The sequence below is a fragment of the Chitiniphilus purpureus genome, from assembly GCF_025642115.1.
Lineage (GTDB): Bacteria > Pseudomonadota > Gammaproteobacteria > Burkholderiales > Chitinibacteraceae > Chitiniphilus > Chitiniphilus purpureus.
Genome location: NZ_CP106753.1, coordinates 3894325 through 3910744 on the forward strand (window position 1 = coordinate 3894325; position 16420 = coordinate 3910744).

A 16420-nucleotide genomic window follows, 5' to 3' on the forward strand; every position below is an offset into this window, starting at 1 on the left:
ATGCGCACAGCATCATCCCGCCGCTTGCCACAGCAGCAGACGCGATTTACTAATTTCTTAAGAATCATCAACTTAGGAAATCGAAAGCTAGCGCAATCCTGTCAGACATGGCACAATCGCGCGCGCTTCATTCGCGTAAGGGCCAGCCGTCTCAGACCTCGACCCGGTCGCCTGAAGCACGGCGGGGCCATGTCGGCCCGTCGCCATCCGCTCAGTCGCACTTTCAAGGAGTGTTCATGAAACCGGCCCTCACGGTGCTGATCGCCTGCGCCCTGTCCATCAGCAACGCCGCACACGCTGAAAAGATTCGCATCGAATTCTGGACCATGAGCCTCAAACCCAAGTTCGACGGCTACTTCCAGAAGATCGAGAAGGACTACGAGCGTGCCAACCCGAACGTGGACGTGGTCTGGGTGGATCATCCGTGGGACAAGCTGCGTGCCCGGCTGCTCGGCGCCATCGCCTCGGTGCAGCCGCCGGCGCTTGCGAACATGAACGTGGAATGGGCGTACGACCTCGCGCAGCGCCGCGCCATCCTGCCGATTGACAACCTGCTGGGCACCGACCGTGCCAACTACATGCCCGGCGCACTGGCCGACGTCACCTGGGGCGGCCGCACCTATGCCTTTCCCTGGTACAACGGCGTGAGCGTACTGGCCGTCAACGCCGACCTGTTCCGCAAGGCCGGGCTCGATCCTACCAAGCCGATCCGCACGCTGGACGAACAGCTCGCCGCCGCGCAGCTGATCAAGCAAAAGACCGGGATCGCCGGCCTCGCCCCTGAACTGGGCCTGCCGGTACGCATCTTCATGGCCGAAGGCCTGCCGCTGGTGGAAGGTCACCGCGCGGTGTTCAACTCGCCACGCCATGTGGCACTGCTGGAAAAATACGCCGCCGCCTATAAGGCGGGCGCGCTGCCGCAGGACAAGGCCACGGTGTTCAGCGAGGACAACTTCCAGACCGCGATCACCGCCTACAACGCCGGCAAGCTGGCCATGCTGGAAACCGCGCCCACCGGGCTCACCCGCGTACGCGACGAAGCCAAGGCGGTCTACGCCCGTACCGAAGTCCTGCCGGCGCCGCAAGGGCCGACCGGTGTGGTCAAGGGCGGCTGGCTGTTCAACTTCGTCGTACCCAAGGGGGTGGACCCCAAGATCCTGCCCGAAGTGGGCAAATTCGCGAAATTCCTGACCAACGATGCCAACCAGATCGCCTTCTCCAAGGCCACCGGCGGCACCTACCCCTCGGTGCGCCGCGCCGCGCTCGACCCCTACTTCCAGCAGTTGCCGGCCAACGCGGGCGCCGTGGAGAAGGCGCGCGCGATCGGTGCGAAGAACCTCGTCAACGTCCGCACGCTGACGCTGCTGGGCGCGGACGATACCGAGCCGCTCTACCGCAAGTTGCGGGAGGAAGTGGAATCCGCGGTGACCGGGCGCAAGAGCGCCCAGGCCGCGCTTGATACCGCTGCCGCGTTCTGGAACAGCAAGCTCAACCGCTGATGGCGGCCGTGACCGGGCCGGTGCATCCTGGCGTTGCCAGGCACGTTTGGCCGGCCACGGTCGTGCTGTACTGCGCAAGCGCGTAGAATCCCCATCGGGCCGCTGTGATAGCGGCCTTTTCATTTTCCACGGACAAGGAGCCTGGCATGGCCATCACCGTCAACGGCGTCGAGATCAGCGAAGCCAAGATCAACGCGATGCTGCAGGAAGTCGAGCATCACCCCAACGCACGCGACGCGGTGATCCAGGAACTGATTCTGCGCGAACTGCTGGTCCAGGAAGCACGCAAACAAGGCATCCAGAGCACCGACAGCGAGGCTGCGATCGCCGAGCTGCTCGATGCCAACGTCAAGATCAGCGAGCCGACCGAAGCGCAATGCCGCGCGTTCTACGACGAGAACCCGCAAAGCTTCATGCGCGGCGAGCAGATCGAGGCGGCGCACATCCTGTTCGCGGTCGAAGACGCCACCAGCGCGGGCCTGACCCGGGCGCGCGCCGAGGGTGTGCTGGCCCAGGTCAAGGCCGAACCCTACACCTTCGCCGCCGTCGCCCGCGAACAATCGGCCTGCCCTTCGGGCAAGCAAGGCGGCGAGCTGGGCCGTTTCGGCCGCGGCCAGATGGTGCCCGAATTCGAAGCGGCCGCGTTCGCGCTCGACGAAGGCCAGATCAGCCCGGAACTGGTGCAGACCCAGTTCGGCTACCACATCATCAAGGCCGGCAAACGCCACCCGGGGGAGCAGGTCAGCTACGACGAGGCGCATGAGCGCCTGTCCGCGTTCCTGACCGAACTGGCCGGCCGCAACGCGATGAACGACTACCTGGGCCGCCTGGTCGGCACCGCCAACATCGAAGGCTATACGCTGCAGCACTGAGCGGCACACGGCGCAGGCGCCCGGCCGGGGCGCCTGGCTTTCCGGAAGACCGACACCCCGTCGGGCATGCTTGAACCGGCCGCCATCGACACCATCTATATATTTCATTTGTTCTAAAAAGAAGCACCATCATGCCGGTTGCCCCACATACCGAATCCGCCGAACGTTTTGCCGCATTGTCCGCGCCGGTCGACCCGGCCCTAGTGGACAAGGTGGCGACGGCACGGCTGCCGACGCGCCATGGCGAGTTCGTCTCCCATGTCTACCGCTCGCGGCTGGATGCGGTGGAACATGTGGCGCTGGTTGTCGGCGACGTTGCCGGACAAGAAGGCGTGCTCGTCCGTCTGCATTCGGAATGCCTGACTGGCGATGTGTTCGGTTCGCTGCGCTGCGACTGCGGGGAGCAGTTGGACCTCGCGCTGCAGCGCATCCAGGCGCGTGGCCAGGGCGTGCTGCTGTACCTGCGCGGCCAGGAAGGGCGCGGCATCGGATTGACGCACAAGATCCGCGCGTATGCGTTGCAAGACCATGGCCTCGATACCGTACAGGCCAACGAGGCACTGGGCCTGCCGGTCGATGCCCGCAGCTACGATGCGGCGGCGGCCATCCTCTGCGACCTTGGCATCCGCTCGGTGCGACTGATGAGCAACAACCCGGCCAAGGTCACCGCGCTTGAGAGTGCGGGTCTGGCGGTGCAGCAGCGCGAAGCCCATGAAATCCCGGCCAACGCCGAAAACCATCGCTATCTGGCGGCCAAGCAGCAAAAGCTCGGGCACCTCTTGCTGCTGCAACGCTGAGCCGCCCTCCTGCCACTGCCCCGATACCTGCGTCATCGGCGCCGACCGCGCCATCATTCCACGCCACCTGGATGGATCCTGCAACGGAGTCGCCCGGTGGCCGACGTTATCCGAACGTGCTGTTGCAGTTTCCGACCACCGCACTGTCCACTTGACTGCTTACACCAATAATCGCTATATCATTGCGATATATGAAAATCAGGTGACGGCATATGTCGGCGTTCTTTGCAATCAGGCTTACCGGATATCCCACCCCACTGCATGATGCTGTGCCGGGGGAAGCCAATTGAAGATCGATGCATTGATCCTGGCGGGCGGCCGTGGACTGCGGATGGGAGGGCAGGACAAAGGCTTGATCCCGCTCTCCGGCCGACCGCTGGTGGCCTGGGCGCTCGACGCGCTGCAGCGACAGAGCCTGCCGCTGAACCATATCCTCATCTCGGCCAACCGCCATCTGCCCGACTACGCACGCTTCGGTCACCCGGTGCTGCATGACATCTACGACGGCTATCCCGGGCCGCTGGCCGGCATCCATACGGCGCTGCTCGCCTCGCCGGCCGAATTCCTGCTGGTGATGCCATGTGACGTGCCGTTCCTGCCGCACGATTTCGCGGAACGGCTGTACCGCGGCCTGAGCGAGGCCAAGACCCCGGCCGCAGTGGCGCAGAGCGAGAACGGCCGGGTCCACCCTACCCTGTGTCTGCTGCGCCGCTGCGTGCTGTTGACGCTGATGGAACAGGTGGGCTGCAACAGCCCGCGCCCGATCGACGACTGGATGGCAGCGCTGACGCCGGCCTATGTGGAATTCAACGACACCGCCTTCGCCAATCTCAACACCCCGGAGCAGTTCGCCGCCTGTGAACAGGAACTGGACCAGCAGTTGCCGCTCGCCACTGTCGCCAGGAACGAGCCGGCACGCATGATGAACGTGGGTGCGCATCCTGAGACACGGCGCTTGGCCCGCGCCGAGGGGCATCTGCAGATGCGGCCCGATACGCTGGCACTGATCGGCAACGGCAGCCACAGCCGCGGCGATGTGCTCGGGATTGCGCGCATCGCTGCCATCATGGCGGCCAAGAAGACCGCCGACCTGATTCCGCTGTCCCACCCGGTTCCGCTCACGCATGTGGCGGTGGAGTTCGAGCTCGATCCGATCGCACACCGTGTGCGCTGTGAAGCGAGCGTGGAAACCGTGGGCCGCACCGGGGTGGCGATGGAGGCGCTCAACGCCGTCAACGGCGCGCTGCTGACGCTGTACGACCTGTGCAAGCAGCTGGACCGCGACATGCAGCTCAACGGGATCAGGCTGCTGGAACAGCGCTGCATCGAAACCGGCTGACCCCGGGGCAACGCGCACCTGCGGCTGCCGTCGCGGCGCCGACCCCGCTAGAATGGCGGTTTCACCGTGTGCCGGAACCGCATGGAACCCGTCCGACTTTCCAAACGCATGGCCGAACTCGGGCTGTGCTCGCGCCGCGAGGCCGATGAATACATTGCACGCGGCTGGGTCACCGTCGATGGCGTGGTCGTCGATGTGCTGGGCAGCAAGGTCTTGCCGGAGCAGAAGATCGAACTGCGCCGGCAGGCGCAACGGGCCCAGTCCCAGCGTGTCACCGTCCTGCTCAACAAGCCGGTCGGCTATGTCTCGGGCCAGGCCGAGCAAGGCTACCAGCCGGCGGTGGTACTGATCCGTCCGGAGAACCACTGGGCAGGCGACGCGAGCGGCATCCGCTTCGCGCGCGAACACCTGGGCAACCTGGCGCCGGCCGGCCGGCTGGACATCGATTCGGTGGGGCTGCTGGTGCTGACCCAGGATGGCCGGGTGGCCAAGGCACTGATCGGAGAGGAGTCCGGCGTCGAGAAGGAATACCTGGTGCGCGTCAGCGGCCGGCTCGGGCCGGAAGGCCTTGCGCTGCTCAATCACGGTCTCTCGCTCGATGGCCAGCCCCTCAAGCCGGCCAAGGTGCAATGGCAGAACGCCGACCAGCTGCGCTTTGTGCTGCAGGAAGGCAAGAAGCGTCAGATCCGCCGGATGTGCGAACTGGTGGGCTTGCGTGTCACCGGGCTCAAGCGGATCCGGATCGGCCGGATCGCATTGGGCGACCTGCCGCAGGGCAAGTGGCGCTATCTGGGTGCCGACGAGCGTTTCTGAGGACCGACCATGCACCTGTCGCCCCCTGCATCCTCCCGGGCTGCCGGCCCCCCGCCCACGCAGCATGCGCCGCAGCTGGGTCCCCCGCCCGCCACCACAGCCCTCGCCTGCCCCGACCGGCAACCGATGCAGGCCTGGGGCATCGCCATGGTGCCCGGCGGCTGCAGCGCAGCGCACCACTGATGCCGCGCGCCGACCTGCTGCTGGTCGCGCTGGGACTGGCCCCTTCACGCACCGCGGCACAATCCATGATCGCGGCCGGCCGGGTCACTGCCGACGGCAAAACCGTCGCCAAACCGAGTCAGCCACTCGATCACGGCGCACAGATCGTCATCGCACCGCACGAAGCCGACCGCTTCGTCTCGCGTGGCGGACTCAAGCTCGCGGGGGCGCTGGCGCATTGCAGGCTCGACCTGCGCGGCTGGCAGGTGCTGGATATCGGGCAATCCACCGGCGGCTTCACCGACTGCCTGCTGCAGGCCGGCGCGCAGCGTGTGCTCGGGCTGGAGGTGGGGCACGGACAGCTCCATCCTCGACTGGCGGGCGATACACGCGTCGCAACGCTGGAGGGCGTCAACGCGCGTCACGCCACGCCTGCACTGCTGGCACCGCACCTGGACGGACCGCCGGATGCCGCCGTCGGCGATGTGTCGTTCATTTCGCTGACGCTGCTGCTGCCGGCACTGGCGGCACTGCTGCCCGCCGGCGGCACACTGCTGTTCCTGGTCAAGCCGCAGTTCGAGGTCGGGCCGGCTGCATTGGGCAAGGGCGGCATCGTGCGCGATACGGCGCACTATCCGGCGGTTCAGGCACGCATCTGCACGGCGGCGGCCGCAGCCGGGTTTACGGTACTCGACTACTTTGCCAGCCCCATCACCGGCGGCGACGGCAACCGCGAATTCTTCATCTATGCGCGGCGCGGGCAGCCTGCACCTGCCTGAAGAACCCCTCGGCCGCCTCGACCTCGGCCAGCAGCGAGCGCACCGCCGGATGGCGCTCGGCATACGGCTGCGGCATTTCGGCAAACCAATCCAGATTGGCCGGATAGGCATACGCGGCTTGGCGGATCAACCGCCGCGCCGGTTCATGCTCGCCGCGCAGCGCATGCAGCACCGCCGCCTTGCCCAATTGGGCCGGATAGGGCCGCACCTGCACCAGCGGATCGAGCACGCCCAGCTTCCAGGCGATGTCGTTCTGGTTGACCACCACGTAGTTGGAAAGCGCAAAGCCGGCGTAGAAATCCGCCAGCGGGTGCCGTCGCAACACTTCCAGCCGGTTCAACCGGTCCAGGTTCTCGCTGGCCGTCTGCGCCGGCTGCATCATCGGATGCAGTTGCCGGTAGGTCTGCAGCCCGACCATGGTCAACGCCAGCAACAATGCGCCACCGATCACCGCCAGCCCGCGCGCGGCCATGTCCGGCACCTGCCGGCGTGGGGCATCGTCGTGCGCCACGAAGACCAGCAGGATGAACGGCGCCAGAAAATGGAAGTACCACAGCGGGTACTCGACCATGCTGTGCAGCAACGTCACCGCCACCAACGCCGCGCCCAGCCATGCCCCGCTGTCGTGCCGTCGCCGCCGCAGGCCGGCCGCGGCCCAGCCAAGGCCGCCAAGCACGATGGCCGTACCGAGCACGCCGGTCTCGGCCAGCAGGTTCATCAGCGAATTGTGGCTGTGGGTGAACAGCTTGCTTTCCATCGCACCGGCAAATGCCGGGGTGCCGTGCAGCGCCACGCTGTAGGCCGGATAGTTGCTCCAGCCGGCCCCGAACCAGGGATGCAGCGTGAAGGTGATCCAGGCTTTCTGCCATTCCACCAGCCGTCGCGCACCGTTGGCGCTCAACCGCTCCAGCGCGCTGGGCACCGCGTGCGGCTGGCCGAGCACCAGCGCCAGCAGGTCGTTGATCAACGGGGTCAGCACCTGCGCCGCCAGCACGGCCACGGCGGCCAGCAGCAGCCAGCGCCCGAAGCGGGCCACCTGCGGCTCGCGCTGGCGCCATAGCATCAGCACCCCCAGACACAACCAGGCCGACGCATACATCAACACCGAACGCGAGCCGCACCAGGCCAGCGAGATCGCAAGCCAGGGCCCCGCACACCAGAACAGGGCACGCGGGATGCCACGCCTGGCACAAAGCCAGGCCAGCGCGGCCAGCCCCCAGGCCAAGTAATGCCCGTACATATTGGCCTGCCCGATGTTGCCGAACACCTGTCCGCGCCCAGATTGCAGCTTGCCCAGCACCTGCGGCACCGCCAGCAGCGAATTGGCCAGCGCGCCAACCAACAATCCCCAGACCAGCGCCTCAAGCAGCGGAGCCCAGCCATAGGCATCACGCGCGCGGGCCAGCGCCAGCACTGTCAGCGCACCGGCGACCAGATACAGTATCGGGATCAGGCGCAACGCCAGATAGGGGGTGGGCAGCAGCAGTCCCTGCAGCGCGATCAGCGCCGCCAGTCCCAGCCACGGCCAGATCATCCATGGCAATGGCGCGCGCGGACCGCGCGGCAGCGTCAGCGCGGCAAGCACCAGCAGCGCGCACAGGCCAAAGGCGGTCAGTTCGGACGGGAACACCGGATTGGGTGCGTACAGGAACGGCACCGCGAACGGCAGGGAGAACAACAGCAGCAACAGCAGTTGGAAGACACGCAACGGCATGGTCGGTCGCATCGCGGACGGCAAAGCGCGCAGTTTAACGCGCAGCCCGCCTCACGGCTGTAACTGCTTGCTGCCGACCGGCCGCACCACCCAGTTGGCGATGAGGCAGCCCAGTTCGAACAGCAGCCACAGCGGCATCGCCAGCATGAACTGCGATATCACGTCCGGCGGCGTCACCACCGCGGCGACCACGAAGGCGCCGACGATCACGTAGGGACGCCATTGACGCAGCTGTGCCACCGACACCATGCCCAGGTGCACCAGCAGCACCACCGCCACCGGCACTTCGAAGGTGAAGCCGAACGCCAGGAACATGCCCAGCACGAAATCGAGGTATTCGCCCGAGTCGGGCAGCCACTGCATCGAGGCCGGCACGACGCCGGCGACAAAGCGGAACACCTTGTCGAAGACCAGGAAATAGGCAAAGGCCATGCCGGCAAGGAACAACAGCGTGCTGGAGAGCACCAGCGGCAGCACCAGCCGCTTCTCGTGCGCGTAAAGACCGGGGGCGACGAACGCCCAGGTCTGGTAGAGCGTATGCGGCAGGGTCAGCACGAAGGCGGCCATGCCCGCGATCTTCATCTGCAGCAGGAACGGCGAGGCGATGCCGATCGAGACCAGTTTCTGGCCGGGCAGCACCGCCGCCAATGGCGCCACCAGCACGTCGTAGAGCGTGCCCGAGAAATAGAAGCACCCCATGAATGCGAGCAGGAACACCAGCGCAACGCGCACCAGCCGGGTGCGCAACTCCAGGAGATGCACGAACAGCGGATTGAAATCGGCGGACATCAGCGGCGGTCCCGTTGCACGGCGTCGACCACCGGCGCATCGAAGAGATCGAGCTGGCGCTCATCGTACGGCGGGGCCGGCGGTGGCACCTCGGCCGCTGCAGCGGATGGCATGACCGCTGCCGGCGGTGGCTCGGGCGCGATCGTCAACGCCTGTTGCGCCTCGATCAGCGGGGCGTGCAGCTCCCGGCGCAGCGCCTCGCCCTCCTGCCGCAGTTCGGCCTCCAACGCGGCCAGCTCGCCTTTGGCCAGGTCGCGGTCCAGATCGGCCTTGACGCTGGCGGCAAACCGCTGCGCGCGGCCGACCAGCGCACCCACGGTGCGCGCCACCTTGGGCAGGCGCTCGGGGCCCAATACCACCAACGCCACGGCGCCGATGACCAACAGCTCGCCAAAACCGATGTCGAACACGCAGAAAAACCCAGGGAGGATGGAAGATGGCGCGCCCGGGCGGGCACGCCGGGTCAGCGCTTGTCGCTTTGGGCGGCGTCGATCACGCGGCCCTGCTCCTTGCCCGATTCGGCGCGCGCTGCCGTCTCGTCCTCACCCTTGACGCCATCCTTGAAACCGCGCACCGCCGATCCCAGATCCTTGCCGATGTTGCCAAGCTTCTTGGTGCCGAACACCAGGACGATGATGAGCAGCACGACCAGCCAGTGCCAGATACTGAACGAACCCATGGTATTGCTCCGATTGCGTGTTTAGTGGGTAACGACTTCGGCGATGCGCGGCGACAATCCCGGGCCGCCGATCACGTGGACATGCAGGTGGAAAACGGTCTGCCCGCCCCCTGCACCGGTATTGACGATGGTGCGGAAGCCCTCGGCCAGCCCCAGCTCGTGCGCGCAGCGCGCCCCGACCAGCAACAGCTTGCCCAGCAGCGCCTGATGGATGTCGTCGGCCTGCGCGAGCGAGGTGAGGTGGGTCTTGGGCACCACCAGGAAGTGCACCGGCGCCACCGGATGGATATCGTGGAACACCAGCACATCGTCGTCTTCGAACAGTTTGTTCGAGGGGATCTCCCCGTTGGCGATCTTGCAGAAAATGCAGTCGGTCATGTGTTCAATCCTGTTTGCGCGAGGCTTTTTCCTCGATGCCAGAGATGCCTTCGCGGCGCGCCAGTTCGGCCAGCACATCCTCGTGGCTGAGCCCGTTGTGCGCCAGCAGCACCAGCGTATGGAACCACAGGTCGGCGACTTCGCGCACCAGTGCCAGCTGCTCGCCATCCTTGGCCGCCATCACCACTTCCACCGCTTCTTCCCCGACTTTCTTCAGGATGGCGTCGGTGCCCTTGTGGAACAGCTTGGCCACGTAGGAGACCGACGGGTCGGCATCGCGCCGCTGCGCAAGGGTGGCGGACAGGCGTTCAAGTATGTCTGCGGAAACCATGGGAAGTGCCCCGAGCGCAATTAAAACGCGATTATATTGCCGTTTCGCGTTGGCGCGCCGCCCGGTACTGCATGCGATCGCACCTCGCACGGATCAACGGGGCCGATAGATCTCGTCCGGGTCCTTGAGCACCGGGTCCGCTGTGCGCCACGCGCCGTCCTGCAGCACCCGGAAGAAGCAGCTTTGCCGGCCGGTATGGCAGGCGATGCCGCCCTGCTGGTCGATCAGGTAGATCAGTACGTCGCCATCGCAATCGAGGCGGATCTCGTGCACGGTCTGGAAGTGCCCGCTTTCCTCGCCCTTGTGCCACAGCCGGCCCCGGCTGCGGGTGTAGTAATGCGCGGTATACTTCTCGGCCGTGAGCGCCACCGCCTCACGGTTGGCGTAGGCGAACATCAGCACCCGGCCGCTGGCGCGGTCCTGCGCGATCACGGGCACGAGGCCCTTGTCGTCCCACACGATTTCATTGAGCCAATCGCTCATCGGTACTCCGTCATTTCAGATCCAGCCGTGTCGCCGTGTAGTCCGGGCTGGGCAGGTAGTGGCTCACCACCTTGGCGCTCTGGCCGGCGGCAAGCTCGGTGACCGCACCGTCCACCCGGCTTGGGGCCACGCGCCGGCCTTGATCGTCCAGCACGTCCAGCCCGGTCGCACCCGCAAGCTTGATCGGGGCCTTGCCCTGGTTGCGCAGCGTGAGGAACAACGTCAGCTCGTTCCGGGTGCCGTGGCGCATATTGTCCACGGTCACGTTGAGCTCCGGCGACGGCGTGCTGACTGCGAGGTCGCAGGCCAGCGCAGCGCCGGCGATCAGCATGAGGGCAAGCGTGGCAAGAAAACGCATGATGGGGTTCCTGGCAGGGGAAGGGGTACCTTAACGCGCCGCGACGCCATGGCGCAGGCGGCGCTCGATGATCGTCGCCGCCCTGCCTACAGGCGGACCTCGATGCCGGCATCGCGCATCGCCTGCTTGGCCTCGCGCACGGTGTATTCGCCGAAATGGAAGATCGACGCCGCCAGTACCGCGTCGGCATGCCCTTCGCGCACGCCGTCGACCAGGTGCGCCAGATTGCCCACCCCGCCCGAGGCGATCACCGGGATGTCGAGCGCATCCGAGACCGCGCGCGTCAGCGGCAGATTGAAGCCGATACGCGTGCCGTCGCGGTCCATGCTGGTGAGCAGGATCTCGCCGGCACCGTACTGCTGCATCCTGCAGGCCCACTCCACCGCATCGAGCCCGGTGGGCTTGCGCCCACCATGGGTGAACACCTCCCAGCGGGTGTTGTCCGCGTCGACCGCCTTGGCATCGATCGCCACCACGATGGCTTGGCTGCCGAAACGGTCGGCGGCACCCTGCACCACCTCGGGGTTGGTCACCGCGGTGGTGTTGATGCTGACTTTGTCGGCACCGGCATTGAGCAGCCGCCGCACATCGGACACCTGGCGCACACCGCCGCCGACGGTCAGCGGAATGAACACCTGGCTCGCCACCGCCTCGATCACCGACAGGATGAGGTCGCGCTCGTCGGAGCTGGCGGTGATGTCGAGAAAGGTCAGCTCGTCCGCGCCTTGCGCGTCGTATTTCTGTGCGATCTCGACCGGGTCGCCGGCATCCCTGAGGCCGACGAAGTTGACGCCTTTGACCACGCGTCCGGCGGTGACGTCAAGGCAAGGGATGATGCGTTTGGCAAGGGGCATGGCAAGGCTCGGGGCGCAAGGCGCAGGTCGATGCAAAAGGACCGGGGACGGGCGACACGCCCGCACCCGGTGTCAGGCGGCGATCAGCTCGTCGGCCAGCGTCTGGGCCGCCTTGAAGTCGATCGTGCCCTCGTAGATGGCCCGGCCGGTGATCACGCCCTCGATGCCTTCGGCGGCCACTTCGGCCAGCCGGCGCACATCGTTGAGGTCGGTCAGCCCCCCCGAGGCGATCACCGGGATGGTCAGCGCCTGCGCCAGCCGCACGGTGGCCTCGATGTTGACGCCCGAGAGCATGCCGTCACGGCCGATGTCGGTGTAGATCACGCTCTCGACCCCATAACCCTGGAAGCGCTGTGCGAGATCGATCACGTCGTGATCGGTGATCTTGCTCCAGCCATCGGTGGCCACCTTGCCGTCCTTGGCATCGAGCCCGACGATGATGTGACCGGGAAACGCATCGCAGGCCTCGTGCAGGAACCCGGGCTGCTTGACCGCCGCGGTACCGATGATCACGTAGTCGATGCCGGCGTCCAGGTACATCTCGATGGTTTCCAGCGTCCGGATGCCGCCGCCCAGCTGCACCGGCACGTCGCCGTCGACGGCGGCGATGATGCGCTTGACCGCGTCCAGGTTCTTGGGCTTGCCGGCGAAGGCGCCGTTCAGGTCCACCAGATGCATACGGCGCGCACCCTGGCCAAGCCAGTGGCTCACAAAGCTTGCCGGATCGTCGGAGAACACCGTGGCGTCGTCCATTTCACCCTGGCGCAGGCGCACGCACTGGCCGTCCTTGAGGTCGATGGCGGGGATGATCAGCATGATGAGTCGATAGAAGAAAGGAAAATGAAAAAGCGGTTTGTCCGTCGCAACCGGATCTGCCCGATCCTGCGCGTCGGACGCGAATACGACACAACATCAGCCGGGCCGTATGCCATGGCGCGCCGGTGATCAGGCATTGGCAGCCGCGGGGCCATCGTCGTCACACCGGGCATCGGTGCGGCGCCGGATCCCGCACGGGATTGCATGGGCATCATGCTTCGAGCAACCCTGGGTTTTCAAGCACGGCCGTCCCAGTTTACGAAATTTTCCAGCAACTTGAGTCCCGCATGCGCGCTCTTTTCCGGGTGACACTGGATGGCGAAGATGTTGCCGCGCGCCACCGCTGCGGCAAAACGGTAGGGGTAGGCCGCTTCGATCACCGCGATATCCTCGATGGGCGCGAAGTGGTAGCTGTGCACGAAGTAGAAGCGTTCGCCATCCTCGATGCCGTGCCACAGCGGATGCCCACGCACGACGAACATCCGGTTCCAGCCCATGTGCGGCACCTTGAGCTTGCGGCCATCGGCATCGACCATCCTGGCGGCGGGAAAGCGCCGCACCTCGCCCTTGAACACGCCCAGACTTTCAGTCGGGCCCTCCTCGCTGCGCTCGAACAGCAGCTGGGCGCCGACACAGATGCCGAGAAAGGGCCGCTCGCGCGCCGCCTGCAGCACCTCGGCCTTGAGCCCGGACTCATCCAGATGGCGCATGCAGTCGGGCATCGCCCCCTGACCGGGAAAGACCACCTTGTCGGCGCCGGCCACCACCGCTGGCGATTGGGTGAGCACCACATCGGCCTGCCCGGCGGCAACCCGCTGCAACGCCTTGGTCACCGAATGCAGGTTGCCCATGCCGTAATCGACGATCGCAATCCGTTGCATGTTCAGCCTACCAGCGTGCCTTTGGTGGACGGGGTGACGCCCGCCATCCGTTCATCGAACTCGCAGGCCATGCGCAGCGCGCGCCCCAACGCCTTGAAGATCGTCTCGGCCTGGTGATGCGCGTTCTGACCCTTGAGGTTGTCGATATGCAGCGTCACCGCGGCATGGTTGACGAAACCACGGAAGAATTCGCCGAACAGGTCCACGTCGAACTGGCCGATCACCGCGCGGGTATAGTCGCACGCGTATTCGAGGCCCGGCCGTCCGGAAAGGTCGACCACCACGCGCGAGAGCGCCTCGTCCAACGGCACATAGCTGTGGCCGTAGCGACGGATGCCCTTCTTGTCGCCCACCGCCTTGGCAAACGCCTGGCCCAGCGTGATCCCGACGTCCTCGACGGTATGGTGGGCATCGATATGCAGATCGCCCTTGGCGACGATATCCAGATCGAACAGCCCATGGCGCGCCACCTGATCGAGCATGTGCTCGAAGAACGGCACGCCGGTATCGAAGCGGGACTGCCCGCTGCCATCGAGGTTGATCGTGACGGTGATCTGGGTTTCGAGCGTATTGCGGGTGACGGTGGCTTGGCGCATGGGCAAGAGCGGTGACACGAAAACAGAAATGCGATTGTCACCCAGAACCGACGCGGCGGGAAGCGCAGCACGTAAGCAAGGCCGGGCCGCTGGCCGGCGGGACAGGTCGGTTGCAGTCCTTTTGGCCCGATTGCAACGGGAAATGTCCATCAGGCCAATCGCGGTGCCGTAACGCGCTGCGGCATGCTTCACCTCCGACGGGCCACCCGGCCCCAGACCCGGAGAATCGCCATGCCACGTGCACTGATCGTGATCGATGTACAGAATGCCTACGCCGCCGAACTGCCGATCGAATACCCGCCGCTGGCGCAGACGTTGCATAACGTGGGGCGGGCGATGGACGCGGCGCAGGCCGCAGGCGTACCGATCGTGATGGTGCAGCAGGCAGCCCCGGCAAGCGCCGGGCTGTTCGGCACCGGCAGCCCCAGCTGGCGGCTGCATGAGGCGGTGGCACATCGGCCACACGATCATCTGGTGCAGAAACGGCTGCCAAGCGCGCTGGCCGGCACCGGCCTTGGCGATTGGCTGCGCGCTCGCGGCATCGATACGCTGACGGTGGCGGGCTACATGACCCAGAACTGCGACGATGCAACGGTGAAGCAGGCGGCGCACGAAGGCTATGCGGTCGAGTTCCTGTCCGATGCCAGCGGTACGCTGCCGCTGGCCAACCGCGCCGGCAGCGCCAGCGCCGAGGAGATCCACCGGGTGACGCTGGTGGTGATGCAGTCCGGCTTCGCCGCGGTACTGCGCACCGAGGAGTGGGTCGAGACGCTCGCCAGCGGCGCCGCGCCGGAGCGTGACGACATCCTGACCTCCAATCGGCGCGCGCGCGGGCTGGTGTGAGACGGCATCACACGGGCCGGGCTGCCTCGCATGGCGCCGGTCCGTCTACTTCAGGCGCATCTCGGCGGCGCGCGCATGGGCACTCAAGCCCTCGCCGTGCGCCAACTCGCTGGCGATGCGGCCCAGCTTCTGCGCGCCCAGCTCGGAGACGTTGATCAGGCTGGTGCGTTTCTGGAAATCGTATACGCCGAGCGGACTGGCGTAGCGCGCGGTGCGCGCGGTCGGCAGCACGTGGTTGGGCCCCGCGCAGTAGTCGCCGAGCGACTCGCTGGTGAAACGTCCCATGAAGATCGCGCCGGCGTGGCGCAGCCGGGGCAGCCACGCTTCGGGTTCGGCCACCGACAGCTCCAGATGCTCCGGAGCGATGTAGTTGGCGATCTCGCAGGCTTCGACCAGATCCGCCACCTGGATCAGCGCACCGCGGTTGGCAAGCGACGCCTCGATGATCGCGCGCCGCGGCATGGTGGGCAGCAGCCTGGCGATGCTTGCCTCGACGCGTTCGATGAACGCCGCGTCCGGGCACAGCAGGATGGCCTGGGCGATCTCGTCGTGCTCGGCCTGACTGAAGAGATCCATCGCCACCCAGTCCGGATCGGTGCCACCATCGCAGATCACCAGGATCTCCGAGGGGCCGGCCACCATGTCGATGCCGACGATGCCGAACACCGCCCGCTTGGCGGCAGCGACGTAGGCATTGCCCGGGCCGGTGATCTTGTCCACCTGCGGAATGGTCTCGGTGCCGTAGGCAAGCGCACCCACCGCCTGCGCACCGCCGACGGTGAAGGCACGGGTCACGCCTGCGACATGCGCCGCGGCCAGCACCAGATCGTTCTTCTCGCCGCGCGGGGTGGGCACCACCATGATGATCTCGGGCACGCCGGCCACGTGCGCCGGCAGCACATTCATCAGCACCGACGACGGATAGGCCGCCTTGCCGCCGGGCACATAGACCCCGACCCGGTCCAGCGGCGTGATCTGCTGGCCCAGCAGCGTGCCGTCCTCGTCGCGATAGCTCCACGAGTCGGCTCGCTGACGCTCGTGGTATTGGCGCACCCGTTGTGCCGCCGCCACCAGCGCCTCGCGCCTGGCCGCCGGCAGCCGCTCGAACGCGGCCTTCAACTCATGCTGCGACAGCTCCAGCTCCGCCAGCGTCTGCGCCTGGGTGCCGTCGAAGCGGTTGGTGTAGGCCACCACCGCGGCATCGCCGCACGCCTTCACCTCGGCAAGGATGCCGGCCACCGCAGCATCGACCTGCGGGTCCTGCGAGGTTTCGAATGCCAGCAGCGCGCGCAGCTGGGCCTGGAAATCAGGGGAGCGGGAATCGAGGCGGCGGATCATGGCAGCACAGCCGAAAGAGGACGGAAACGCCGATTATACCCAAGAGCCCCGAGCAGGCGTCCGCGTCGGTGCTGCTGCAAACCGCTGCAGCGTGGCAGC

Annotated in this window: 20 protein-coding genes; 7 read left to right on the top strand and 13 right to left on the bottom strand. The window is 66.4% G+C overall.

The features are described from left to right. Positions 1-236: 236 nt before the first annotated feature. The 6 genes from N8I74_RS18050 (at position 237) to N8I74_RS18080 (ending at position 6261) form a co-directional block, all read left to right on the top strand. Positions 237-1499, top strand: coding sequence for an ABC transporter substrate-binding protein (locus N8I74_RS18050; protein ID WP_263124594.1), 1263 nt, complete (start codon positions 237-239; stop codon positions 1497-1499). Between the two features lie 146 nt (positions 1500-1645). After that, positions 1646-2371, top strand: coding sequence for a peptidylprolyl isomerase (locus N8I74_RS18055; protein WP_263124595.1), 726 nt, complete (start codon positions 1646-1648; stop codon positions 2369-2371). A 131-nt stretch (positions 2372-2502) separates the two neighbouring features. Continuing rightward, a complete protein-coding gene (gene ribA / locus N8I74_RS18060; protein WP_263124596.1) occupies positions 2503-3168 on the top strand; it encodes a GTP cyclohydrolase II in 666 nt (221 codons plus the stop codon). Positions 3169-3454: 286 nt separating this feature from the next. Then, positions 3455-4507, top strand: coding sequence for a molybdenum cofactor guanylyltransferase MobA (mobA, locus tag N8I74_RS19385; RefSeq protein WP_308445866.1), 1053 nt, complete (start codon positions 3455-3457; stop codon positions 4505-4507). Between the two features lie 81 nt (positions 4508-4588). Continuing rightward, on the top strand, positions 4589-5320 hold the full coding sequence (locus tag N8I74_RS18075) for a pseudouridine synthase (RefSeq protein ID WP_263124597.1): 732 nt from the start codon (positions 4589-4591) through the stop codon (positions 5318-5320). A 182-nt stretch (positions 5321-5502) separates the two neighbouring features. Next, positions 5503-6261 (top strand): TlyA family RNA methyltransferase, encoded by a 759-nt coding sequence (locus tag N8I74_RS18080; RefSeq protein WP_263124598.1) that lies wholly within the window; start codon positions 5503-5505, stop codon positions 6259-6261. Here the strand turns inward: N8I74_RS18080 and N8I74_RS18085 are convergent. The 12 genes from N8I74_RS18085 to hisB form a co-directional block, all read right to left on the bottom strand. Then, on the bottom strand, positions 6224-7975 hold the full coding sequence (locus N8I74_RS18085) for a PglL family O-oligosaccharyltransferase (RefSeq protein ID WP_263124599.1): 1752 nt from the start codon (positions 7973-7975) through the stop codon (positions 6224-6226). The two genes, N8I74_RS18080 and N8I74_RS18085, sit on opposite strands and share 38 nt — an antisense overlap. A 51-nt stretch (positions 7976-8026) precedes the next feature. Beyond that, positions 8027-8764, bottom strand: coding sequence for a twin-arginine translocase subunit TatC (tatC, locus tag N8I74_RS18090; RefSeq protein ID WP_263124600.1), 738 nt, complete (start codon positions 8762-8764; stop codon positions 8027-8029). Continuing rightward, entirely contained in the window at positions 8764-9174 is a 411-nt protein-coding gene (gene tatB / locus N8I74_RS18095) for a Sec-independent protein translocase protein TatB (protein WP_263124601.1), read from the bottom strand. The genes tatC and tatB overlap by 1 nt, the downstream gene beginning before the upstream one ends. Positions 9175-9227: 53 nt before the next feature. Beyond that, positions 9228-9443, bottom strand: coding sequence for a Sec-independent protein translocase subunit TatA (tatA, locus tag N8I74_RS18100; RefSeq protein WP_263124602.1), 216 nt, complete (start codon positions 9441-9443; stop codon positions 9228-9230). A 21-nt stretch (positions 9444-9464) separates the two neighbouring features. Beyond that, positions 9465-9821 carry a histidine triad nucleotide-binding protein gene (locus tag N8I74_RS18105; protein ID WP_263124603.1) on the bottom strand — a complete coding sequence of 119 codons (357 nt, stop codon included), beginning with the start codon at positions 9819-9821 and terminating at the stop codon, positions 9465-9467. A gap of 4 nt (positions 9822-9825) precedes the next feature. Next, positions 9826-10152, bottom strand: a complete 327-nt coding sequence (locus tag N8I74_RS18110; RefSeq protein WP_263124604.1) for a phosphoribosyl-ATP diphosphatase — start codon at positions 10150-10152, stop codon at positions 9826-9828. Positions 10153-10245: 93 nt separating this feature from the next. Further along, positions 10246-10635 carry a phosphoribosyl-AMP cyclohydrolase gene (gene hisI / locus N8I74_RS18115; RefSeq protein WP_263124605.1) on the bottom strand — a complete coding sequence of 130 codons (390 nt, stop codon included), beginning with the start codon at positions 10633-10635 and terminating at the stop codon, positions 10246-10248. A gap of 10 nt (positions 10636-10645) precedes the next feature. Then, positions 10646-10993 (bottom strand): DUF4232 domain-containing protein, encoded by a 348-nt coding sequence (locus N8I74_RS18120; protein ID WP_263124606.1) that lies wholly within the window; start codon positions 10991-10993, stop codon positions 10646-10648. Between the two features lie 86 nt (positions 10994-11079). Beyond that, positions 11080-11847 carry an imidazole glycerol phosphate synthase subunit HisF gene (gene hisF, locus N8I74_RS18125; RefSeq protein ID WP_263124607.1) on the bottom strand — a complete coding sequence of 256 codons (768 nt, stop codon included), beginning with the start codon at positions 11845-11847 and terminating at the stop codon, positions 11080-11082. 72 nt (positions 11848-11919) lie between these two features. Continuing rightward, positions 11920-12663, bottom strand: coding sequence for a 1-(5-phosphoribosyl)-5-[(5-phosphoribosylamino)methylideneamino]imidazole-4-carboxamide isomerase (gene hisA, locus N8I74_RS18130; RefSeq protein ID WP_263124608.1), 744 nt, complete (start codon positions 12661-12663; stop codon positions 11920-11922). Positions 12664-12899: 236 nt separating this feature from the next. Continuing rightward, positions 12900-13544 carry an imidazole glycerol phosphate synthase subunit HisH gene (gene hisH, locus N8I74_RS18135; RefSeq protein ID WP_263124609.1) on the bottom strand — a complete coding sequence of 215 codons (645 nt, stop codon included), beginning with the start codon at positions 13542-13544 and terminating at the stop codon, positions 12900-12902. Between the two features lie 2 nt (positions 13545-13546). Beyond that, the gene (gene hisB, locus N8I74_RS18140) at positions 13547-14140 is read right to left on the bottom strand and encodes an imidazoleglycerol-phosphate dehydratase HisB (RefSeq protein WP_263124610.1); all 594 of its coding nucleotides are present in this window, start codon (positions 14138-14140) and stop codon (positions 13547-13549) included. 231 nt (positions 14141-14371) lie between these two features. On the opposite strand from hisB, the gene N8I74_RS18145 reads away from it, so the two are divergent. Continuing rightward, positions 14372-14983 carry a cysteine hydrolase family protein gene (locus N8I74_RS18145; protein ID WP_263124611.1) on the top strand — a complete coding sequence of 204 codons (612 nt, stop codon included), beginning with the start codon at positions 14372-14374 and terminating at the stop codon, positions 14981-14983. Positions 14984-15028: 45 nt separating this feature from the next. Here N8I74_RS18145 and hisD read toward each other — a convergent pair whose 3' ends face one another. Continuing rightward, positions 15029-16321 carry a histidinol dehydrogenase gene (gene hisD, locus N8I74_RS18150; RefSeq protein WP_408611841.1) on the bottom strand — a complete coding sequence of 431 codons (1293 nt, stop codon included), beginning with the start codon at positions 16319-16321 and terminating at the stop codon, positions 15029-15031. Positions 16322-16420: the final 99 nt, after the last annotated feature.

Coding starts and splice junctions, on each gene's coding strand:
- hisF (WP_263124607.1), bottom strand. CDS start 11,847: ATGCCCCTTGCCAAACGCATCATCCCTTGCCTTGACGTCACCGCCGGA.
- hisI (WP_263124605.1), bottom strand. CDS start 10,635: ATGAGCGATTGGCTCAATGAAATCGTGTGGGACGACAAGGGCCTCGTG.
- N8I74_RS18110 (WP_263124604.1), bottom strand. CDS start 10,152: ATGGTTTCCGCAGACATACTTGAACGCCTGTCCGCCACCCTTGCGCAG.
- hisB (WP_263124610.1), bottom strand. CDS start 14,140: ATGCGCCAAGCCACCGTCACCCGCAATACGCTCGAAACCCAGATCACC.
- hisD (WP_408611841.1), bottom strand. CDS start 16,321: ATGATCCGCCGCCTCGATTCCCGCTCCCCTGATTTCCAGGCCCAGCTG.
- N8I74_RS18120 (WP_263124606.1), bottom strand. CDS start 10,993: ATGCGTTTTCTTGCCACGCTTGCCCTCATGCTGATCGCCGGCGCTGCG.
- N8I74_RS18085 (WP_263124599.1), bottom strand. CDS start 7,975: ATGCCGTTGCGTGTCTTCCAACTGCTGTTGCTGCTGTTGTTCTCCCTG.
- tatA (WP_263124602.1), bottom strand. CDS start 9,443: ATGGGTTCGTTCAGTATCTGGCACTGGCTGGTCGTGCTGCTCATCATC.
- N8I74_RS18080 (WP_263124598.1), top strand. CDS start 5,503: ATGCCGCGCGCCGACCTGCTGCTGGTCGCGCTGGGACTGGCCCCTTCA.
- N8I74_RS18105 (WP_263124603.1), bottom strand. CDS start 9,821: ATGACCGACTGCATTTTCTGCAAGATCGCCAACGGGGAGATCCCCTCG.
- N8I74_RS18050 (WP_263124594.1), top strand. CDS start 237: ATGAAACCGGCCCTCACGGTGCTGATCGCCTGCGCCCTGTCCATCAGC.
- hisH (WP_263124609.1), bottom strand. CDS start 13,544: ATGCAACGGATTGCGATCGTCGATTACGGCATGGGCAACCTGCATTCG.
- N8I74_RS18075 (WP_263124597.1), top strand. CDS start 4,589: ATGGAACCCGTCCGACTTTCCAAACGCATGGCCGAACTCGGGCTGTGC.
- hisA (WP_263124608.1), bottom strand. CDS start 12,663: ATGCTGATCATCCCCGCCATCGACCTCAAGGACGGCCAGTGCGTGCGC.
- ribA (WP_263124596.1), top strand. CDS start 2,503: ATGCCGGTTGCCCCACATACCGAATCCGCCGAACGTTTTGCCGCATTG.
- tatC (WP_263124600.1), bottom strand. CDS start 8,764: ATGTCCGCCGATTTCAATCCGCTGTTCGTGCATCTCCTGGAGTTGCGC.
- N8I74_RS18145 (WP_263124611.1), top strand. CDS start 14,372: ATGCCACGTGCACTGATCGTGATCGATGTACAGAATGCCTACGCCGCC.
- N8I74_RS18055 (WP_263124595.1), top strand. CDS start 1,646: ATGGCCATCACCGTCAACGGCGTCGAGATCAGCGAAGCCAAGATCAAC.